Source organism: Streptomyces panacea (assembly GCF_040560175.1).
Lineage (GTDB): Bacteria > Actinomycetota > Actinomycetes > Streptomycetales > Streptomycetaceae > Streptomyces > Streptomyces panacea.
Window position 1 is genome coordinate 1 of the sequence record NZ_JARJHW010000130.1, and the last position, 20,815, is coordinate 20,815.

Consider the following 20,815-nt stretch of genomic DNA (forward strand, 5'->3'; position numbering starts at 1 on the left):
CCCCGCCGGGTGGGTCCACAGCCCGTCGGCCGCCAGCAGCGGCAGTACGCCCTCCCCGAACCAGTACGCCTCCTCGACATGCGGATGCCCGGAGAGGATGAACTCGTCGATGCCCAGCCGGTGGTACTCGGTGACGCGTTCCGCGATCTCCCGGTGGCTGCCGACCAGCGCGGTCCCGGCGCCCCCGCGGACCAGCCCGATCCCGGCCCAGAGATTGGGTGAGATCTCCAGGCCGTCGTCGCTGCCGCCGTGCAGCGCGAGCATCCGCCGCTGGCCCTCCGACTCGCTGCGGGCGAGCCCGGCCTGCACCGCCTGTACGGCCTCCGGCGAGAAACCGGCCAGCAGCCGCCGGGTCTCGGCCCACGCGTCGTCGGCGGTGTCCCGCGCGATGACGTGGAGCCGGATACCGAAGCGCACGGTACGGCCCCGGGCCTCGGCCAGCCGCCTGATCCACGCGATCTTCTCGGCCACCTGGGCGGGCGGCTCGCCCCATGTCAGATACACGTCGCTGTGCCGGGCCGCGACCTCCCCGGCCGCCACCGAGGAGCCGCCGAAGTACACCTCGGGCACGGGGTCGGGCACCCGCGTCAGCTCGGCGTTCTCCACCCGCAGGTGCTCGCCTTCGAAGTCCACCGACTTGCCCTGCCACAACTCCCGGACGATTTCGAGGAATTCGCCGGTACGGGCGTAGCGGGCGTCCTTGTCGAGGAAGTCCCCGTACGCGCGCTGCTCATGGCTCTCGCCGCCGGTGACCACGTTGAGCAGCAGTCGGCCCCCGGTGTGGCGCTGGTACGTCGACGCCATCTGGGCGGCCAGCGTCGGTGCGACGAAGCCGGGGCGGAAGGCCACCAGGAACTTCAGCCGTTCCGTCTCGCGGGCGAGCATGGCCGTGGTGAGCCAGGCGTCCTCGCACCAGGCCCCGGTGGGCGTCAGCGCGCCGGTGAAGCCCAACTGCTCGGCCGCGCGGGCGATCTGGGTGAGGTAGCCGAGGGTGGCCGGCCGCCGGCCCCCGGCCGCGCCGACGGGCACGCCGTGCCCGCCGCCGACGACGTTGCGGCTGTCTCCGTAGGTGGGCAGGAACCAGTGGAAGGTGAGGCTCATCGGTGTCGGTCTCCGATCGGTCGGTCGGGGGGCGTACGGAGGTGGTGCCGGCCCGGCTCAGAGCAGGCCGTGGCGCGGTGGCCGGATGCCGTTCAGGACGTATCGCCCGATGTGCTGGACCTTCCAGCGGGCCGGGTCGTGCAGGGTGTGGGTGCGGGCGTCGCGCCAGTGCCGGTTCAGGTTGAGGGCGTCCAGGGCGGACCGGGTGCCGGAGACCTCGAAGACGGCGCTGCCGGTGTCGACGGCGACGCCCGCGGCGAAGGCCCGTACCGCCGCCACCGCGACGGACGCCTCGGCGGCGCTGTCGTCGGTGAGGTCGGCGGACGCCGCGTCCACCGCCCGGCCCGCCGCCGACAACAGGGCCTCGGCGGCGCGCAGTTGGATCGACAGCTCACCGAACCGCTGGACGAGCAGGGGGTCTTCGTCGGCCCGGTCGAACCCGCTCTCGAACCAGGGCCGGCTCTTCGTCCGTACGAACTCGACGGCCTCCGCCAGCGCGCCGCCCGCGATCCCGACGTCGATCGCCGCGTGCAGCAACTGGGCCACCGCGCCGTGCAGTTGAGGGCCCTCGAAGGTCAGATGATGCGGCACCACCCGGTCGGCGGGCACCGCGACCGCGTCGAGCCGGACCGTACCGCCGGCGGTGGTGCGCTGCCCCATGCCGTCCCAGTCGTCCACCACTTCCAGCCCCGGCGCGTCGCGCGGTACGAACGCGACGTGCAGGTCCTCGTTCGCGGCACGGGCCAGCACCGGGATCCAGTGGGCGAACAGGGCCCCGGTGGCGTAGTGCTTGACGCCCTCCAGCCGGTACGACCCGTCGGGGAGCGGCACGAGGCGGGTCCGGATGTCCTGGATGTGCCGGGTGCCGGCCTCCGACTGGGCGTTGCCGAGACGGCGGCCCGCGAGCAATTCGCCGAAGAAGAACTTCCGCTGCTCGTCGGTCCCTTGGCGGCGGAGCACGTTGACGTACGCGAAGTGGCTCTGCGGGATCTGGGCGAGGCTCGGATCGGCGGTCGCCAGCAGCCGGAAGACCTCGGCCAGCGTCTCGGCGCGCACGTCGGCGCCGCCGTACGCGGCCGGGACGGTGACGGCCAGCAGGCCGGTGGCCGAGAGCCGGTCGAGTTCGGCGCGCGGCAGGGTGCGGGAGGCGTCCCGCCCGGCGGCACCGGGCCTGAACTCGTCGGCGAGGGCCGCCGCGGTGCGCAGCGCCTCCGCGTCGTCGGCGATCACATGGGCGGGGGTGGTGGTCACAGGGGTCTCCAGAGACGGCGGCGAGGGGGGCGGGGAGAGCGGCTCAACTCGCCGCGCGGAGGAACACACCGCCGCCGAGGGCCGCGGAGAACTGCGCGAGCACCTGGTCCAGCGCCCCGGCCGTGCTCTCCTCGATCTCTGTCGACCCGTCCTGGGCGGTGACTATGTGCCGGTCCAGGACGAACCAGCCCGGCACGACATGCGTCGCCCCCATCGCCGTGAGTACCGGGCGGAGCGCGTAGTCGATGGCCAGGACGTGCGCGACGGAGCCGCCGGTGGCGAGCGGCAGGACGACCTTGTCGGCGAGGGCGTACTGCGGCAGCAGGTCGAGCAGCGACTTCAGGAGTCCGGAGTAGGCGGCCTGGTAGACGGGCGTGCCGACGATGACACCGTCGGCCCGCGCGAACAGCTCGGTCGCGCGCTTGATGTCGGGGTGGCCGAAGTCGGCGCCCAGCAGGGCCTCGGCGGAAAGGGTGCGGACGTCGAGGGGGACGACCCGGTGGCCCTGGGCGACCAGTGCCGCGTCGAGATGGCGCAGCAGACGGGCGGTGCGTGACGTCGGGGACGGGCTCCCCGAGACGGACAGAACGGTGGCCATGAGTGCTCGCTTCCGTGGTCGGGTGGGTGGACGGCGGGTGTCCGGCCCGGCGCGGGGGCCGGACGGCGCCGGTTCGGGAGCTGGGGTGTGCGGGCGTGCGGGCGCGGAAGCGGGCAGGGCGGAGCACGGTCCAGGCAGGGCGTGCCGCTCACGGCCGGGGGAGAGGGGTGGTGCGGACTACCCGTCGCGGCGTACGACGCGATCTACGGGTGGTCGAAGTGGGTCGAAGTGGCGCGCCACGCAGGGGAGTCGTCCCTCAGGCTGCGCGACAACAGAAGGCACTGGAGACACGGGCGAGGTCGATGTGACGTCGCCGCGTCAGAATCCGTTGCGCCGGGACCGGCGCCGACTGGGAAGGGCCCACGTCATCGAGAGTACGCACACCGGGCCGCCGGGTCGAGACGGGCGGGATCATTGGAGCCCGACCGGCGACCGGGGACGAACCGGCCACCGGACGGACCCGGTGGCCCCTTCCGGTCACACTCCCCGGGCGCTGTCCGGCTGTGCGCGCCAGCCCAGAGCCGGGCCGAGGCCGGTGGCGATGTCGGTGAGTATCTGGACGTAGTCGTCGTGGTCGAAGGTGAACGGCAGCGCGAACGCGACCTCGTCGATCTCCCGGAACGCCGCGTGTTCGTGGAGGCGTTCGGCGATCTCCGCGGAAGGGCCGACGAGATCGGGCGCGAACATCAGGCGGGCCGGGCCCTGAGGGGTGGCCGTACGCGGCAGGCGCGTGCGGGCGTACTCCTCGTACTTGGCGCGCTGCGTCGCCGTCGCGTTGTCCGTCGGGACGACGACGAGCCCCTGCGAGACGCGGGCGCGGTCGCCGTCGGGGTGGTGGGCGCGGAAGGCGCGGACGGTCGAGAGCTGGATCGTCGCGAAGTCCGGGGCCTCCTGCCCCTCCTCCGCCTTGACGACGCTGCTGGTCAGGAAGTTCATCCCGTGCTCACCGGCCCACCGCGCGGACCGTGTGCCGGCGCCGCCGTACCACATACGGCTTCCCAGACCGGCGGCTTGGGGCTGCACGCGGTCGGAGAAGACCTCGAAGCCCTCGACTCCCCCGGATCCGGTGGCGGGTTCACCGCGTACGTGCGCCAGCAGCCGCCGTACGCGCTCGTAACTGAAGTCCTCGGCCTCGGCGGTGTCGGGGTAGAGCGCGCCCTTGACCTGGTCGTAGTGCATGGGCGGGCCGACGCTGACGCCGGGGTTGAGCCGGCCCCCGGACAGGATGTCGACGGTCGCCAGGTCCTCGGCCAGCCGCAGCGGATTCTCCCAGCCGAGGGGGATGACGGCGGTGCCCAGTTCGATACGGCTCGTGCGCTGCGAGGCGGCGGCGAGGACGGCGACGGGGGAGGAGATGCCGTACTGGAGGTGCCGGTGGCGCACCCACGCGCTGTCGAACCCGAGCCGTTCGCCCAGCTCGATGATCTCCAGGGTCGACTCGTGGCCCCGCCGGGGATCGGCGGCGTCGAACAACCCGATCGTCAGGAAGCCCAGCTTCCGCAGTGGCTCCGAGGTCAGCGGCACGAGGCTCCTCCATCGTTCACGGCGTACTGCTTCGACATCTTCAGCTCGCGCTCAGCGGGGGCGGTGCCCGGCGGTGGCGCAACGCACACAGGTACGCGCCGCCGGCCGTACCTCCAGCCGCTCGACGGGGATCGCCTCACCGCACACCTCGCACTGCCCGTAGTCACCCTGCTCCAGCCGTTCCAGCGCCTCGTCGAGCCCCAGAAGCTCCTCGCGCGCCTGCGACAGCAGGGAGGCGACATGGGCCCGCTCGAAGGCGGTGCTCGATCCGTCGGGGTCGTGCTCGTCGTCGACCGCGACCAGGGTGTTGGCCTCGACGATCGCGTCGAAATCGCGCTCCAGCGCCTCGATCCGCGCGGAGGTGTCCGTACGGCGGGCGGACAGCCGCGCGCGTACGGACACGTGATCAGCGGGGACCTGATGGCTCACGCACGCGTCAACGCCAACTCCCGCCGAGGCATTCCGTACGTCCCGCTCCCGCTTCCGTACGCCCCGCCGGACGGGGCCTACCGGCCGAGGGCCTCATCGATCAGCGCGCGCAGCCGCTCGTCCTGGAGGATCCCCTCGTAGTTCCACCGCGTGGACAGACGGCGGTCGGACTGCCGCACGGTCAGCAGCGCCGCGCGAATCGCCGGGCTGACCTCGCCCATGCCGATCAGCGCGTGGAGCGCTTTCTGGAGGAGGCCGAGACCGTCATCGTCGTCGGCGGTCGGCAGCACGTACTCCTCCAGGACCCGCAGGGTCGGCTCCGTCCGGCCCGTGATCGACCAGAGCGTGATCGCCGCGGTGAGCCGTATCCCGTGCGAGCCCCGCTCCATGACGGAACGGACCCGGTCCGCGTAGGGCGCGGCGTCGGGACCGAAGTCGGCCAGGGCGCCGACCGGCCCGTATCCGGGTGCCCCGGCCGTCAGGACCGCGTCGCCGAAGAATCGGAGCGCCGCCGCGCGGTCTGCGGTGATCCGCATGGCGACCGCGGCGACCGCGGCGTGGCTCCCTGGGTGGTCGAGCACCTGGCAGGCGCGCAGGGCCGGCTCGGCGGAGGCGGCGGCCGGGCCCATCGCCGCCAGCACACCGGCCACGGGGAGCGAGGTCCGGGCGCTCGCCAGCAGCGGCAGGAGATCCGGCAGGGCCGGCAGCGCGTCCTCGCCCCAGGCCTCCAGGACTTCGAGGAACTGACAGGTCACACCGCCGGTGACCCCGCCGTGCCGGATCGCCTCACCTACGGCGGGCAGCAGTGCGCCCGCGTGCGCCCGCAGAGGGATCAGGACGTGCGGGATCTCCGGCCGCCTCGGATCACCGACGCCGTAACTGCGGACGTAGTGCTCCCGGTAGGGCGCGTACAGCCGCTCGACGAGCCCCGGAAGGGCGCGCGGATCGCCGATCCGGGCCAGCGCCCAGCGCGCGAACTCGCCGACGGTGCCTTCGAGATACTCGTCCTCCTCCGTGTCGTCGAGCAGCGCCGCGAGCCGGTCGGCGTACGGGGCCGCCGCCGGGCCGCCCAGCACCGCGAGGATGTTCGCCGCCCGCAGCCGTACGGGCCCGTCCGGATCGGCCAGCAGCGCGCCCGCCGTCGGCACCAACGTGGCCGCCACGGAACGGTGTCGGGTCAGCAGCCGCCATGCCAGATCCAGCGCCTCCCGGCACAGGGCGGCGTCCCCGGTACGGCGCGCCGCCTCGATCAGGCGGGCGGCGAAGGAGAGTTGGAGGTGGGGGTCGTGGTCGAAGGACCGGGCGGTATCGCGGACCAGGTCCTCGCGGGTCCAGGGGGTTTCGATGCCCGGCGTGTACCAGATCTCCTCGAACCGTGGTCGCAGGGCGAGGTCGGAGAACACCTCGATCAGCCGGTCCATCCGACGGACCGGCAGCTCCGGGTCCAGAACGGCCGAGGCGTCGAGCGCCGCGACCCACAGGACCGGGTCGTTGCCGCGCAGCACCTCATCGAGCACCGCCCGCGCGTCGGCGGCCTCTCCCGTACCGGCCGGTGCGTCGGCCGCGGCCTTGCCGAGCGCGAGCAGTACCGGCAGCCGTACGGTCGGGTCCGACTCCACCCGCCACCGCTCCAGCAGCCGGGCGACCCCGCCCGCGAGCGGGATCGCCGCCCGCCGCACGGCCGGATCCGGATCCGCGAGCAGCACGCGTGCCCCGGTCCAGTTCTCGTCCGCCGGATCGGGCCCGTTCATGTCCACCAGCAGATCGACGAGGGTGACCCGCACCTTCATGGCCGGGTCGGCGGCGAGTGCGACGACGAACGGCAGAGCTGCGGCCGCGGCCGAGGGCGCCTGCCCGTTCCACCCGATGAGGCAGTGGTGCAGCGGATGACAGTCCTCCTCCGTCGCCTCCGCCCCGGCCAGGGCGAGCCGGCGGAGCGTCCGCGGTACGACCTCGACGGGGTGCAGCGGATGCGCGGTCTCAAGCCCCTCCCACCCGACGGCGTCCAGCGCGACGAGCGACATCCCGACCACGGTCATCCCCTCTCACCCGTTCCCCCAGCCCCATCCTGGGCCGGTGCGGGGCCTGCGGCAGCCGATTTGATTCGGGCCCCCGCTGCCCGGTCGTCGCCACCGTGCCGTTCCGAGTGCGCATCCGCACCCCGTGCCGTTCCGAGTGCGCCTCAGGCCCTCATCCGCACCCCGTGCCACGTACGCAGCCGGTGGATCTCCCACCACGCCAGCGCCGAGACCGTCGCCGGGCCGCCGATCGCCGCGAGGAGCGCGAGGAGGGTCGGGCCCGGGGGAAGACCTCCCACCGCCAGGCTGATGGCCGCGAACTCCCACACCAGTACGCCGGTGAGCAGGGCCGGCAGGGCCGCGTGCACGGGTGCCGTGTGGAACGCCGAGCGTATGACCGTCGGGGAGGCGAACGCGACGAACAGCCCCAGCCACAGGGCGGGCAGCAGCACCACGATGGCGACGAGCGGGGCGAGCGGGCCGTCGTACAGCTCGTAGTTGACGAAGAAGCCCCCCATGAAGAGAACCGGCGTGGCCGCGAACGCCCCGCAGTACCAGAGCGCCGATCGCAGCGACGGTCGCAGCCTGGCCCGCATGCCGGCTCTCGCGGTGGGCGCGGCGAGTCGGATGACGACCGTGATCACCAGGGGCGCGCTGAGAAGCAGCAGCCATGGGGTGATCGCCATCCGGAGGGCGAACTGCCGTACCGCCTGGTCCCAGTCCTCCGGTGACGCGTACGCGACCATCAGCGTGAAGGTCGCGGCGAGCGCGACCCACGCCCGGGTCTTCTGTATGCGCACCACGTCGGGGAAGTGGGCCCGCAGATGGGCGCCCGGCGGGAAGATCCGCCGGGCCCGCGCCCGCGCCGAGCGGGCCAGTGGATAGACGATCAGGAGCCCGGCGACCGTGGGGCCGAAGCAGCACAACGCCAGCAGCCACAGACATCCGTGGATCTGACGCGCCGACCGCAGAACTTCCCTGAGTGTCGGCCACTCGTCCTCACGGAACCGCCGCCACAGCGGCGTGTGGGGCGGCGGGTACGGCACGCGCGGCGGATAGGGCGGCGGTGGGCCGTACGGACCGTGTCCCCCGTGACTCACCCTCGCTCACTCCCCTGCGCCGTGTGGTGGGCCCGGCCCCGCCCGCGACGGGGCACCTGGACCGCACGCGAGACGACCGGCGACCACCCGCCATGAGACGGGCCCCACTCCGAGCAGGAGCTAGGCGGGCGTGATCGCCGGTCAAGGCCCCGAGCTTGCCGGCACCCGGGGGTGTGGGCAGCGTAGGCGTCAACTCCCCCGCACCGGTAGCGGGTTACGTCCACGACGGGGCCGTGCCGTCGGCGGCGGCGGAAAGTTCCCGGCCCGGATATTCCCGGCCAAGTGGAGAAGCGTGCCCGGCCGTGCCGGTCGGCGGCGAATATCCGCCAGGGGTCCGGCACATTCTCGAACGTGCGGCCGGTTTTCCTCTTCATGTGCGTGGCGCGGTGAGAACAGAGACATCTTCCGTTCACATTGATGTCACATGTGGCGGCTTTCCGGGAGTGTTTATCTGGCGTGATATCGTCGCCACTGCAAAGGTAATGTACTGGTAAAGCGTACGGTCTTCCCAGGAGAGCATCCGGTTCGCGGCATAGCGGTCCGGTGCGCTCCGGCCTGCCCGTGACTCTGTGCGGAGACGTCACGGACCAGCAGGTATCTCTCCTTGACCCGACCACACCGCGCCCCGTCCCCCACATCGCGGGCGCAGGAGGCAGGCCGCCATGAAATCCCTTATCGAAAACGCCCGTTCCTTTCCGGACCGCGTGGCCGAGCGACGCCAGGAGTTCCGCGTCCTCGCCGACGGACAGTGGCCGGAGGCGCTGTTCATCACCTGTTCCGACTCGCGTGTCGTACCGACACTCATCACCGGCGCACGGCCGGGCGAACTCTTCGAGTTGCGTACGGCGGGGAATATCGTGCCCCCCTACGATTCCGGCCGCCCCAGCGGTGAGACCGCCACCATCGAATACGCCGTGCGCGTCCTCGGAGTGCGCGACATCGTCGTGTGCGGACACTCCCACTGCGGCGCGGTCGGCGCGTTGGTGAGCGGGACGGACCTCTCCTCCGTCCCCGCCGTACGCGGCTGGCTGGACCACTCGGTCACCGGGCTCCCCGGCGACGCGGGCGTCCCCCACGCCGTACGGCACCACGTCGTCGCGCAGCTCGACACCCTGCGCGGCTACCCGTGCGTCAGCGAGGGGCTCGCCGAGGGCACGCTCACGCTCAGTGCCTGGTACTACGAGGTCGACACCGGCGCCGTGAGCGTCCAACGGCCCGACGCGGACGGCGCGTTCGTGCCGCTCTGACCGCGTTCCGAGTCCGTGTCCCCTCGTCCGCCGACCCCGGCGGACCGCTCCTCAAGGAACACACCCATGGCTTCCCCCACCGCCCTCACCTCCATGGTTTCGCAGTTGAAGGAACCTTCCGTCCTGCGACGTGACGTCCTCGCCTCGTTCGTCGTCTTCCTCGTCGCCCTGCCCCTGTGCGTCGGCGTCGCCGTCGCCTCCGGTGTGCCGGCCGAACTGGGCCTGATCACCGGCATCGTCGGCGGGCTGCTCGTGGGCCTGCTGCCCGGCAGCAGTCTCCAGGTCAGCGGCCCCGCGGCCGGACTGACCGTGCTCGTCTTCGAGGCCGTCCAGGAGTTCGGGCTCGCCGCGCTCGGCGCCCTCGTCCTCATCTCCGGACTTCTCCAACTCCTCCTCGGCGCCCTGAAGTTCGGACGCTGGTTCCGCGCCATCTCGGTCGCCGTCGTCCAGGGCATGCTCGCCGGTATCGGGCTCGTCCTCGTCCTCGGCCAGGTCTACGCGCTGGCCGACATGGCCCAGCCCGCCGGCGGGCTCGGCAAGATCGCCGGGCTGCCCGGTCTCTTCGTCGAAGTCGTCACCGGCAGGGCGGCGTTGACGGCCTTCGGGCTCGGCGCCGCCACCATCGCCGTCCTCTTCCTGTGGCCGAAGCTGCCCGCCAGGGCGCGCGTCGTCCCCGGCCCGCTCGTCGCGGTCGGGCTGGCGACGGGCGCCGCCGTCCTGCTGGAACTCGATGTCGCCCGGGTCGAGGTCCGGGGCCTGCTGGCGGCGGTCGACCCGCCCGGCCTCGGGGACTTCGGCAGCCTGGCCGGTGTCGCCGTCATCGGCACGATCCTCGCCTTCACCCTGATCGCCTCGGCCGAGAGCCTGTTCAGCGCGGCCGCGGTGGACCGTATGCACGACGGTCCCCGCACCGACTACGACAAGGAGCTGATGGCGCAGGGCATCGGCAACACCGTCTGCGGCGCCCTCGGCGCGCTCCCGATGACCGCCGTCATCGTGCGCAGCGCCGCCAACGTGCAGGCGGGCGCGAAGACTTCACTCTCCCGCGTGCTGCACGGCGTATGGCTGCTGCTCTTCGCCGCACTGCTCCCGTTCGTCATCGGTGTCATCCCGCTGGCGGCGCTCGCGGGTGTCCTGGTGCACGCGGGGACCAAGCTCGTGCCGGTCAAGGAGATCGTCCCGCTGTGGCGGACACACCGCGGCGACGCCGTCATCCTCGCTGTCACCACCGGCACCATCGTCGTCGGCAACCTCTTCGAGGGCGTGGTGCTCGGACTGCTCCTGTCCGTCTGCAAGTCGGCCTGGGAGACCTCCCACATACACCTGGACGTCCACGAACTCACCGGCGGACGGCTGGTCGTGGCCATCACCGGCAACGCCACCTTCCTGCGCCTGCCGAGGATCCTCGACCAACTGGAGGCCCTGCCCCAGAACCGCCCGATCGAACTGGACCTGTCCGGCCTGCGTCACCTCGACCACGCCTGCCAGGTGGCACTGGAGACCTGGTCCCAGCGCCACAACGACGCCGACACGGTCCCGGTCCGCATGGTCCCCCCGCCGGTCAGGGAGCCGGTCGGGCAGTCGGCCGAGGACTCCTCCCCGACCGCGGCCGTCTGACCGGTCCGATACGACCGCCGTCCCCTCGACGCACCGGGGACGGCGGTCGAACCGCGGGTCAGCGCAGCGTCTTCAGCATCTCCGCGGCGAACGGCGTGATGCCCTCGGTGCGCCCGCCCAGGGTCTTCACCGGCCACTGGGGGTCGGCGATCAGCGCCCGGCCCACGGCGACCATGTCGAACTCGTCGCGCTCCATCCGGTCCAGCAGGTCATCGATGGGCGTGACCGCGGAGCCCTTGCCCTGGAACGCCTCGGAGAAGACACCGTCCAGACCGACCGATCCGACGGTGACCGTCGGCCTGCCGCTGATCTTCTTCACCCAGCCCGCGAAGTTCAGGTCGGAGTCGTCGAACTCCGGCAGCCAGTAGCGGCGGGTCGACGCGTGGAAGACATCGACACCGGCTTCGGCCAACGGCGTGAGCAGGCTGTCCAGTTCGGCGGGCGTCTGCGCGAGCTTCGCGTCGTACAGGTTCATCTTCCACTGGGACATACGGAAGAAGAGGGGGAAGGAGCTGGACACGGCGGCTCGGCAGGCCGCCACGATCTCGGCCGCGAGACGCGTGCGCCCGGCGATGTCGCCGCCGTACGCGTCGGTACGGCGGTTGCTGCCGGCCCACAGGAACTGGTCGATCAAGTAGCCGTGCGCGCCGTGCAGTTCGACCCCGTCGAAGCCGAGACGCTCGGCGGCGGCGGCCGCGTCGGCGAACGCGCCGATGACGTCGTCCAGGTCCTTCCGCGTCATGGCGCGCCCCTTGGGCTCGCCCGTCAGGGACACACCCGAGGGGCCGACCGGCTCCGCGTCCGCGACCGGCGGGGCGCCCTCTTCACGCGTGACACCCACGTGCCACAGCTGCGGGATGATCGCGCCGCCCGCCCGGTGCACGGAGTCGGCGACATCCGCCCAGCCCCCGAGCGCGTCCTCGCCGTGGAACCTCGGGACCCGGTCGCTGGTGCCGGCGGAGTCGTGGTCGATGTAGGTGCCCTCGGTGATGATCAGCCCCACGCCACCGGCGGCCCGTCGCGAGTAGTAGTCCGCCACGTCCTGGCCGGGGACGCCGTTCGGGGAGAACTGCCGGGTCATGGGAGCCATGGCGATCCGGTTGCGCGTGGTCAGGCCGCGGACCGTGAAGGGGCGCGCGAGGGTGTCCGCCGAGCGGGGGGCGTTCACGTCTGTCATGGCAAGTCCTGTTCATCGGGTGGGGGTGTCCGTCCGTCGCCAACGCCTGAGCGCGGCGTACTCATCCCGCGCCGGGCCGATGTGGCGCAGGTCTCCGGACCGGTCGGCGACGGCCGCCGTTCAGTACGGCTTTGTCGCACGGACGCCGGGGCAGCACACGATCCCCACAGACACGCATGTGTCGAGAGCTGGGAGATCGTATGAGCAAGTCCATTCCTTCAGGTCCGGACCACGGCCTTTCCGGACCTGACCGCCGGTCGCTGCTGCAAGCGGCGATCACCGTCCCGGCCGTCGGCGCCGCAGCCGCCGTCCTGGGCGCGCAGCCGGCGCAGGCATCGCCCGGCGAGCCGGGCCGGGCCGCCTCCGGACGAGGCCGGTTCGACGAGGAGAGCCCGCGCTTCGCGCTGGCGGTGCTGCCGGACACGCAGTACCTGTTCGACGCCGACAGCTCGGACCCCGAGCCGCTGCGGGAGACCTTCCACTACCTCGTCTCGGAGCGCGCCGAGGCGAACATCGCCTTCATGACGCACCTCGGCGACGTGACCGAGCACGGTACGGAGCAGGAGATCACGCTCGCGGCGGACACCTTCCGGACCATCCACGGCAAGGTCCCCTACAGCGTCCTGGCGGGCAACCACGACATCGACGGGAGCACCGACGACCAGCGTGGAGACAGCGCCTACCTGAAGGCCTTCGGGCCCCGGCGGTTCAGCGCGATGCCGACCTTCGGCGGCGCCTCGCCCGACGGGTACAACAGCTACCACCTGATCACGGCGGCCGACCGTCGGTGGCTGGTGTTCGCCATCGACTGGCGCGCCTCCGACAAGGCCCTGGCCTGGGCGCAGGGCGTCCTCGACGCCCACCCGACCCTGCCCGCCATCCTGACCACCCACGACATCGCCTGGGCCGACGACCAGGGCGAGGCCCATCTGTCGGACAACGGACAGCGGCTCTGGGACCGTCTGGTGCGGGGCAACGACCAGATCTTCCTTGCGCTGGGCGGGCACTACTGGCCCTCGGGCCGTACGGTCCTCACCAACGACGCCGGCCACGACGTGCACGTCCACATCACCAACTACCAGGACCGCTACTACGGCGGCGCGGGCATGATCCGCCTCTACGCCTTCGACACGGCGCGCGACGCCGTCGACGTCGAGACCTTCGCGCCGTGGTTCCTCGCCCGCGACCCCGGGAAGCGGACGCCGCTGGAGGCCGAGACCCTCGAACTGACCGGCCCGGTGGACCGGTTCAGCCTGGACATCGATTTCGCCGAGCGGTTCAAGGGCTTCGACGGCATCGTCCCGCCGAAGCCGCGACCGGCCGGCCGGGTGATGCCGCGGGGCACCGTGGCGTACTGGCGGTTCGACGCCGACGGACTCGCCGGGGCCGGGAAGCCGGGGTCCGCGGTGGGCGGGGGCGCGGTGGCGCGCGACCTCTCGGGCCACGGCAACGACCTGCGCGTACAGCTGCTGCACGACAGTGCGGCGGAAGTGCTCACCCGCTCCGCCGACCACCACACCCACCAGCCCGCCCACGCGAGTCTGCGCTTCGACGGCGGCAAGGGGCCCGACCGGGGCGCGGTGCTGACCACAAGCCCCACGGCGCCGCTCAACAGCGCCACGTTCCGGTCCGGTTTCACCATCGAGACGTTCATCAAGCTGCCGGAGCCGTACGAAGGCAACCACGACTGGATGGGCATACTCAGCTGGGAGGGCCGCAACGGCGACGCGGGCAAGACGACGGGCTGGTCGAAGGACGAGCCCACGTGCAGCCTCAACATCACGCCGGAGCGGTTCCTGCAGTTCGTGCTCTACCCGGACGTCCAGGACGCCGACCCCACGTCGTGGAGCCATGCGCTGCCCGTGGGCCGCTGGACGCACATCGCGATCGTCAACGACGGTCGCCGCACGGTGATGTACGTGGACGGCTCGAAGATCGCCCGCAACCCGTCCCAGCGGGCCACCGGCATCGCCACGCTGGGCAAGCCGTTCGCCATCGGCGGCACCCAGTTCGCGGAGAAGTTCGGCCAGGGCTTCTACGGCTGGATCGGCGACACCCGCATCGTCGACCGCGCCCTGAGACCGCAGGACTTCCTGCTGCCCGTCGAGTAGCCGCGCCCCGACAGGGTCTACGCCCTGTCGGAGTCGTCGGGGTCGTCGGGGCTGTGGGGGTCCCCGGTCGCGGCGCCGGCGTCGGCGCCGGCTGCCGCGTCGGCGTAGCGGCGGGCCAAGTGCGCGAAGGCGTGCTTGAGTTCGGGCGGCCCGACGACCTCGATGCCGGCGTCGAACCTGCCGATGGCGGCGGCCAGGCCGGCCCACGACCACGAGCCCAGGACGAGCCGGCAGCGGTGCGGGCCGAGTTCCTCGACCAGCCCGTCGCGGAGGTAAGGGGACACCTCACCGACGGGCAGGTCGAGGATCACCTCGCCCCGGCAGGGCCGGCCGCCGGAGTTGTCGGAGCCGTAAGAACCCTGGAATCTGCCGACGACGAAAGCCGCCACGTCACCTCCGGGCAGCTCACGCGGGGTGAAGCGGGGGCCCGTGGGCGTACGCGTGCGGGTGATCCGGTCCGCGCGGAACGTCCGCCAGTCCTCGCGGTCGAGGTCCCAGGCGACGAGATACCAGCGCCCGCCCCAGGTGACGAGATGGTGGGGCTGTGTGCGGCGCGGCGGGGATTCAGTGGAGTCATCCGCTCCCGGGTAGTCGAAGCGCAGCTCCTCGCCCGCGTGGACGGCGGCGCTGAGCGCCATCAGCAGGGCGCTGTCGGCCTGGGGGTTCGGCCGCGCCGTGGGCGGCTCGACGGCGGTGACCTGGAGGGTGTCGATACGGCTCCGCAGCCGGGCGGGCATGACCTGCCGGACGGTGTTCAGCGCGCGCGCCGCGGCCTCCTCGATACCGGCGCCGGTGGTGGTGGCGATCTGGAGCGCCACGGCGAGGGCGACGGCCTGCTCGTCGTCGAAGAGCAGCGGGGGCAGTTCCGAACCGGCGTCGAGCCGGTACCCGCCCTCCGGCCCCTTGACGGCCACCACGGGATAGCCGAGCTCGCGCAGCCGGTCGACATCGCGGCGCACGGTGCGCGGGCTGATGTCCAGCCGCTCGGCCAGCCGCGCCCCCGGCCAGTCCCGGCGGGCCTGGAGCAGCGAGAGCATCGAGAGCAGTCGCGCTGAGGTCTTCTGCATAAGGCCGATTGTCGACGGAGAAGCGGCCACACCCTGTCCTCTTCTCCTGTGATTGTTCTCCGTGTCAGAACACGAGCAGGACAACGTGAACGTGAACGACCGGAAGGGCCCGTCACCATGAACGCCACCCCCACCCCCACGCCCGACTCGACCACCGACGCCGAGCGGGCCGACCTGCTCGCCACGCTCGCGACCACGCGATCCGCCCTGGTCCACACGGTGCGCGGGCTCAGCGACGAGCAGCTCGGCGAGCGCCCGACGGCCGGCTCGCTCTGTCTGGGCGGACTGATCAAGCACGTCGCGTCCAACGAGGAGGCGTGGCTGCGCTTCGCGGTCGACGGCCCGTCGGCGATGAGCTTCGACCTGCCGGACGGCGTCACCTGGGCCGACCTCGCGGCCGGTACCGCCGCGTACCCCCAATGGGCGGTCGACCGTGAGAACGACTTCCGGATGCTCCCCGGCGACACCTCGGCCGGCATCCTCGCGCGCTTCGAGGAAATCGCCGCCCGAACCGAGAAGACCATCGCCGCCGTGCCCGACCTGTCGGCGACGCACCCGCTGCCGGAGGCGCCCTGGCACCAGCCGGGAGCGGTGCGCAGCGTACGCGGGGTGCTGACGCATCTCATCGCCGAGACCGCGCAGCACGCCGGGCACGCGGACATCCTGCGCGAGTCGCTCGACGGCCAGAAGTCGTCCTGACCGATGGCCGTTCGCACCGTGCTCGGCACCCGGGCGCTCAACCGCGCCACGCTCGCGCGGCAGTTGCTGCTCGACCGCGCCGACGTACCGGCCCTGGACGCCGTCGCGCACCTCGGCGGTCTCCAGGCGCAGGAACCGCAGGAGCCGTATCCCGGGCTCTGGTCGCGGCTGCGTGGCTTCGAACCGGCCCAGCTCTCGGGCCTGTTGACCGGGCGGAGCGTGGTGCGGACGCATCTCATGCGCCGTACCGTCCACCTCGTCACCGCCGACGACGCCCTGGCCTGGCGGTCCCGCCACCAGGCCATGCTGCGTCAGCGCGTACTCGGGGTCTACCGCCGCGAGCTCGACGGGACGGATCTCGACGAACTCGCTTCGGCGGGGCGGGCGTTGATGGCGGATGGCGAGCCGCGCACGATGGCCGAGGTGGCGCGGGCGCTCGCCGGGCGGTGGCCGGCGCCGGGGCCGTGTGCGCTGGGGGAGATGGTGATCACCGCGCTCGTGCCGATGATCCAGCTGCCGCCGCGCGGGCTGTGGCGGACGAAGGCGGGAGTGCGTAACGTCCCGCTCTCGTCCTGGCTGGGGCGTGCGGTCGACCCGCCGTCCCCGGACGGCTCCGACCCGGTGGGCCAGGCGCTGCTACGGCGCTATCTGGCCGCGTACGGCCCCGCCGCCTCGGCCGACCTGCGTGCCTGGTGCGGCCTCGCCGGACTCCCGGCGGCGGTGGCCGCGCTGCGCGAGGAGCTGGTCTCCTTCCGCGACGAGCGCGGCCGGGAGCTGCTGGACCTCCCCGACGCGCCGCGTCCCGATCCCGGCACGCCGGCCCCGGTGCGGTTCCTGCCGGCGTTCGACAACGCGATCCTGGGCTACCACGACCGCGGCCGGATCATCGACGACGAACACCGCGGTCTGTCGGTCGCGGGCGAGCGCGTCGTCCTGGTCGACGGCCGGGTCGCCGCGACCTGGCGCGTCGACGCGGGCACCGTGACCGTCACCCCGCTGGGCCGCCTGTCCGGGGCGGACCGTACGGCCGTCGCCGAGGAGGGGCGGGAGATGGCGTTGTTCCTCTCCGACAAGGAGAGCGACGGGGTACGGGTGGCCACGTCGTCCGGCTGAGCCGATTTGGTCCGGCCGAGTCCGGCTCAGTCCGTCTGAGCCCGCTTGATTCCACTTGATTCCGCCTGAGCCCGTCTCGGCCCGACGCAGGTGCACCCCGAGGTGTACGGGGAGTCCGGCGCGGGGTACAGCTGGCTGTACCCCGGAGTGGCCTGCTGGCCGGATCGTGGCCGACGGGGCGTTTTCCTAAGTTGGTGATCACACCGCACGGAGCGGCCGCACCACCAACTCCCGAGGAGTCAAAGGAACATGGCGACCAAGGCGTTCAGCCGCACCACCTCCCGTGCCGTGACCACCACGCTCGTCACGGCGCTCGCGGCGCTGGGCCTCGCGGTGCCCGCGGCGAGTGCGACGCAGCAGGCGAAGCCGACTCCCGCGCCGAAGCCTTCGGCACAGGAGTCGTTCCAGCGGCAGGTGGACGCCATCCAGCGGACGGGGACCGTGGGCGTTCTCGCCCGGTCGACCGGGCCGCGCGGGGTGCGGTACGCGACCGCCGGGGTGGCGGACGCGGAGACGAACCGCAAGGCGCGGCCGGGTGACAAGTTCCGGATCGCGAGCGCGACCAAGACGTACGTCTCCACGGTGGTGCTGCAACTGGTGGGCGAGGGACGGCTCTCCCTCGACGACACCGTCGAGGACTGGCTGCCCGGCGTCGTGTCCGGCAACGGCAACGACGGGAGCAGGATCACCGTACGGCAGCTCCTGAACCACACCAGCGGCCTCTTCAACTACACCGGTGACTTCCCCGCGCTGACCGGCATCGCGGCCTACGAGGCCGGCCGCTACACGACCTGGACGGACGAGCGGCTCGTCGGCATCGCGATGCGCCACGCGCCCGCCTTCGAGCCCGGCGCCACCTGGTCGTACTCCAACACGAACTACACCCTCGCGGGGATGATCATCAAGGAGGTCACCGGCCGCACCTGGCAGCAGGAGGTCACCAAGCGCATCGTCCGGCCGCTGGGTCTGCGCAACACCCTCACCCCGACCACGGCCCCCGGCATTCCCGGCTCCCATCTGAAGGGCTACTCCGCCTTCGGCGAGTCCGCGCCCGCCATCGACGTCACCGCCTTCAACCCCAGCGCGGCCGGCGCCGCCGGGGCCATGATCAGCACCACCGGCGACATGACCACCTTCTACCAGGGGCTCATGCGCGGCCGGCTGCTGAAGCCGGCGCAGCTGAAGGAGATGAAGAAGACGGTGCGGGCCCCGGAGCTGGACGCGGCCTGGCCGGGCGCCCGCTACGGCCTCGGTCTGATGGAACTCCCGCTCACCTGCGGCGGCAGCTACTACAGCCACGCCGGCGACCTCCCCGGCTACGCCACCCGCACCGGCGCCACCCCGGACGGCCGCCGCGTCGTCGTCCTGGAGGCCACGGGCGACGGCTCCATGCCGGGCACCATCCACGCGGCGAGCGACCTCATCGACAAGCAGCTGTGCGCCGACGGTGCCGAGTAACGGAGTGCGCGGGGGCCTGCCCGGAGTCGATCAGGCCGCGATCGGCGGGAGTTGAGCCACCAACGGATTGACGGATTGGTGTCAGTCCGCGCTGGGCAGTGAGCAGGGGAACTTCATGTCATGTCCACGACTCTCTCCCCCCAAGGAGGTCGACCATGCGCATCCGTAAGTTGACCGGCGGACTCGTTGCCGCCATGGCTGTCACGTTCTCCCTGATGAGCGGCCAGGCCACGGCTGCTCCGGCCCCCGCCGCGGACACCGCCGTCGCCGCGCGGATCGTCACCTACGACGCCAGCGGTTCGGCGGAGTTCAGGTCGGCGGTCGACCGGGGCGCGGCGATCTGGAACGAGAGCGTCGACGCCGTCGAACTGCGCCCGTCCGCGGCCGGCCAGCGCGCCAACATCCGCGTCCTGGCGGACAACGGCTGGCCCCGCGCCCAGACCACCTCACTGGGCAACGGCACCGTCTGGATAGGCCGCCAGGCGGTGACCGAGGGCCACAACACGATCCGTATCTCGTCCCACGAACTGGGCCACATCCTGGGCCTGCCGGACATCAAGCCCGGCCCCTGCACCAGCCTGATGTCCGGCTCCACCGCGGGAACCTCGTGCACCAACGCGTACCCGAACGCGGCCGAGAAGTCGGCGGTCGAGGGCTACTTCGGCGGCGCCTTCGCGCGGACGGCCGGAGCGGCACCGCTCAACACGATGATCGTGGACTGACGCACGACGAGTAGTCCCCGGCGAATTGCCCGTACGCCCCGGAGCGTTGAATCGCGCTCCGGGGCGTACGTGATTCTCCACCTCAAGCGGCCCTGAGCCCGTTGACAAGACTGACCACCGCTCCGGGCGGCGCGAACCAGCCGATCACCGGTGCGCGGGCTCGGTTGGGCCCCGGGGTGGGTCTGTGGACCCTACGAATTGGGCCTTCCGTTTACGTACGTTGAGGACGGTTACGACGCACGCGCCACGGCTGGACGGCGATGGCGGAACGTCTTGAGCAGTGCGGTGGAAGGGTTTTCCAATGTCCGACCCGGGTGTCCTGACGTTCCACGGCGCCGCGCCGCGGCTGTCCGACGGCCGCAAGGAGCTGCCCCGGCCTCTGATCCTGGCGCGGGGCCTCCTGTATGTGATGTTCGCTCTCACGCTGTTGGGTGGTGTGGGTGTGCTGGACTCGTTGTTGGAGTTGGGCACCCGCGTCTCGGTGGCGGTGGGTGCGGCGGCGCTGTATGCGGTGGTGCCGGGGGTCGCGGCGGTGGTTCTGGCAGGGCGTCTGTGGACCGGGGGGAGGGTGGTCTGGTTCGCGTTGGTCGTTCTCCAGGTGTGGTTGCTGGTCGGTGGCGTGGTGAATCTGTACGGGGGTTCGACGCGCGGGATCAGTCAGTTGCTGTTGCCCGGTGCTCTGTTGGCGCTGGTCGGCGTGGGTGCGAGCCGGTCGTGGTTCGGCCTGTCGGCGGAGCAGCGGGTGGTGAGGCCGCGCTGGACGCTGGAGCGGCTGCGCAGGGAGGCGGTCCCGTCGCTTCCGCACCTGATCACCTGGCGGCGTAACCGGGGTCAGTCGACGGTGGAGTACGTGGGCATGGTCGGGCTGGTGGCCCTGATCGTGGGGACGCTGCTGTTCAGCGGTGTGGCACCCCAGATCTCCGACGGCCTCAGGACCCAGGTCTGCAACATCCTGGGCGGCGACTGCGAATCGACGACCGTCGCGGGCGACGGCGGGTCGAACGGCGGTGGCGGCAACGGTGGTGGGTCGAACGGCGGCGGGTCGAACGGCGGTAGCGGAAACGGCGGCGGCAGCAACTCCGGCGGCGGCGACAACGGTGGCAATGCCTCCGGCGGCGGGAACAACGGTGGTGGCGACAACGGCGGTAGCGGTAGCAACGGCGGCGGGTCCTCCAACGGTGGCGGGTCGAACGGCGGCGGTGACAACGGCGGTAGCAACTCCGGCGGTTCGTCCGGCGGCGGGTCGAACAGCGGAGGCTCCTCCGGGGGTTCGTCCGGCGGCGGTGACAACGGCGGTAGTGGTAACAACGGCGGTAGCGGTAACAACGGCGGTTCGTCCGGTGGCGGGTCCAACAGCGGCGGCTCCTCCGGCGGTGACGAAGATGACGATGACGACAACGGCGGCGTCACCGGTGGCGGCTCCAACAGCGGAGGTTCCAGCGGCGGTAGCTCCGGGGGAAGTTCCAACGGTGGAAGCGACTCGGGCGGCTCGGACGGTGGAAGCGACTCGGGCGGCTCGGACGGTGGATCCGACTCGGGCGGCTCGGACGGTGGATCCGACTCCGGTGGCTCGGACGGTGGAT

Annotated in this window: 17 protein-coding genes and 1 pseudogene; 8 read left to right on the top strand and 10 right to left on the bottom strand. The window is 72.0% G+C overall.

Translation table 11 applies throughout. The annotated features are described in order from the left end of the window. The 8 genes from P3L51_RS25550 to P3L51_RS25585 all read right to left on the bottom strand — a co-directional run. Nucleotides 1–1,101, bottom strand: a 1,101-nt coding sequence (locus tag P3L51_RS25550; RefSeq protein WP_354607630.1) for an LLM class flavin-dependent oxidoreductase, incomplete at its 3' end; no start/stop codon positions are given. Between the two features lie 57 nt (nt 1,102–1,158). After that, nucleotides 1,159–2,352 carry an SfnB family sulfur acquisition oxidoreductase gene (locus tag P3L51_RS25555; RefSeq protein WP_354607631.1) on the bottom strand — a complete coding sequence of 398 codons (1,194 nt, stop codon included), beginning with the start codon at nt 2,350–2,352 and terminating at the stop codon, nt 1,159–1,161. Between the two features lie 43 nt (nt 2,353–2,395). Next, nucleotides 2,396–2,950, bottom strand: coding sequence for an NADPH-dependent FMN reductase (gene ssuE, locus P3L51_RS25560; RefSeq protein ID WP_354607632.1), 555 nt, complete (start codon nt 2,948–2,950; stop codon nt 2,396–2,398). 256 nt (nt 2,951–3,206) lie between these two features. Further along, entirely contained in the window at nt 3,207–3,365 is a 159-nt protein-coding gene (locus tag P3L51_RS25565) for a putative leader peptide (protein WP_354607633.1), read from the bottom strand. 62 nt (nt 3,366–3,427) lie between these two features. Further along, on the bottom strand, nt 3,428–4,474 hold the full coding sequence (locus tag P3L51_RS25570; protein ID WP_354607634.1) for an LLM class flavin-dependent oxidoreductase: 1,047 nt from the start codon (nt 4,472–4,474) through the stop codon (nt 3,428–3,430). 51 nt (nt 4,475–4,525) lie between these two features. Beyond that, nucleotides 4,526–4,876, bottom strand: a complete 351-nt coding sequence (locus P3L51_RS25575; RefSeq protein WP_354607635.1) for a TraR/DksA family transcriptional regulator — start codon at nt 4,874–4,876, stop codon at nt 4,526–4,528. 104 nt (nt 4,877–4,980) lie between these two features. Continuing rightward, the gene (locus P3L51_RS25580) at nt 4,981–6,942 is read right to left on the bottom strand and encodes a HEAT repeat domain-containing protein (protein ID WP_354607636.1); all 1,962 of its coding nucleotides are present in this window, start codon (nt 6,940–6,942) and stop codon (nt 4,981–4,983) included. A gap of 143 nt (nt 6,943–7,085) precedes the next feature. Further along, nucleotides 7,086–7,967, bottom strand: coding sequence for a hypothetical protein (locus tag P3L51_RS25585; RefSeq protein ID WP_354607637.1), 882 nt, complete (start codon nt 7,965–7,967; stop codon nt 7,086–7,088). A gap of 716 nt (nt 7,968–8,683) precedes the next feature. On the opposite strand from P3L51_RS25585, the gene P3L51_RS25590 reads away from it, so the two are divergent. Both P3L51_RS25590 and P3L51_RS25595 read left to right on the top strand, forming a co-directional pair. After that, a complete protein-coding gene (locus tag P3L51_RS25590; protein ID WP_354607638.1) occupies nt 8,684–9,268 on the top strand; it encodes a carbonic anhydrase in 585 nt (194 codons plus the stop codon). 66 nt (nt 9,269–9,334) lie between these two features. Beyond that, entirely contained in the window at nt 9,335–10,885 is a 1,551-nt protein-coding gene (locus tag P3L51_RS25595) for a SulP family inorganic anion transporter (RefSeq protein WP_435594525.1), read from the top strand. 58 nt (nt 10,886–10,943) lie between these two features. Here the strand turns inward: P3L51_RS25595 and P3L51_RS25600 are convergent, their stop codons facing one another. Continuing rightward, nucleotides 10,944–12,062, bottom strand: a complete 1,119-nt coding sequence (locus P3L51_RS25600) for an NADH:flavin oxidoreductase (RefSeq protein ID WP_354607639.1) — start codon at nt 12,060–12,062, stop codon at nt 10,944–10,946. Nucleotides 12,063–12,262: 200 nt separating this feature from the next. Here P3L51_RS25600 and P3L51_RS25605 point away from each other — a divergent pair, with 200 nt between their 5' ends. Continuing rightward, nucleotides 12,263–14,173, top strand: coding sequence for a LamG-like jellyroll fold domain-containing protein (locus P3L51_RS25605; RefSeq protein WP_354607640.1), 1,911 nt, complete (start codon nt 12,263–12,265; stop codon nt 14,171–14,173). A gap of 17 nt (nt 14,174–14,190) precedes the next feature. Here P3L51_RS25605 and P3L51_RS25610 read toward each other — a convergent pair whose 3' ends face one another. Further along, the gene (locus P3L51_RS25610) at nt 14,191–15,240 is read right to left on the bottom strand and encodes a helix-turn-helix transcriptional regulator (RefSeq protein ID WP_354607641.1); all 1,050 of its coding nucleotides are present in this window, start codon (nt 15,238–15,240) and stop codon (nt 14,191–14,193) included. A 117-nt stretch (nt 15,241–15,357) separates the two neighbouring features. Between P3L51_RS25610 and P3L51_RS25615 the strand changes: the two genes are divergently transcribed. The 5 genes and pseudogenes from P3L51_RS25615 to P3L51_RS25635 all read left to right on the top strand — a co-directional run. Further along, nucleotides 15,358–15,939, top strand: coding sequence for a DinB family protein (locus P3L51_RS25615; RefSeq protein ID WP_354607642.1), 582 nt, complete (start codon nt 15,358–15,360; stop codon nt 15,937–15,939). Nucleotides 15,940–15,942: 3 nt separating this feature from the next. Further along, nucleotides 15,943–17,052, top strand: a complete 1,110-nt coding sequence (locus tag P3L51_RS25620) for a winged helix DNA-binding domain-containing protein (RefSeq protein ID WP_354607643.1) — start codon at nt 15,943–15,945, stop codon at nt 17,050–17,052. A gap of 249 nt (nt 17,053–17,301) precedes the next feature. Continuing rightward, complete coding sequence (locus tag P3L51_RS25625) at nt 17,302–18,510, top strand: serine hydrolase domain-containing protein (RefSeq protein WP_354607644.1); 1,209 nt, start codon at nt 17,302–17,304, stop codon at nt 18,508–18,510. Between the two features lie 155 nt (nt 18,511–18,665). Beyond that, nucleotides 18,666–19,232 (top strand): snapalysin family zinc-dependent metalloprotease, encoded by a 567-nt coding sequence (locus P3L51_RS25630; protein ID WP_354607645.1) that lies wholly within the window; start codon nt 18,666–18,668, stop codon nt 19,230–19,232. A 301-nt stretch (nt 19,233–19,533) separates the two neighbouring features. Then, nucleotides 19,534–20,815 (top strand): annotated as a pseudogene (locus P3L51_RS25635) (hypothetical protein); the annotation flags it as partial.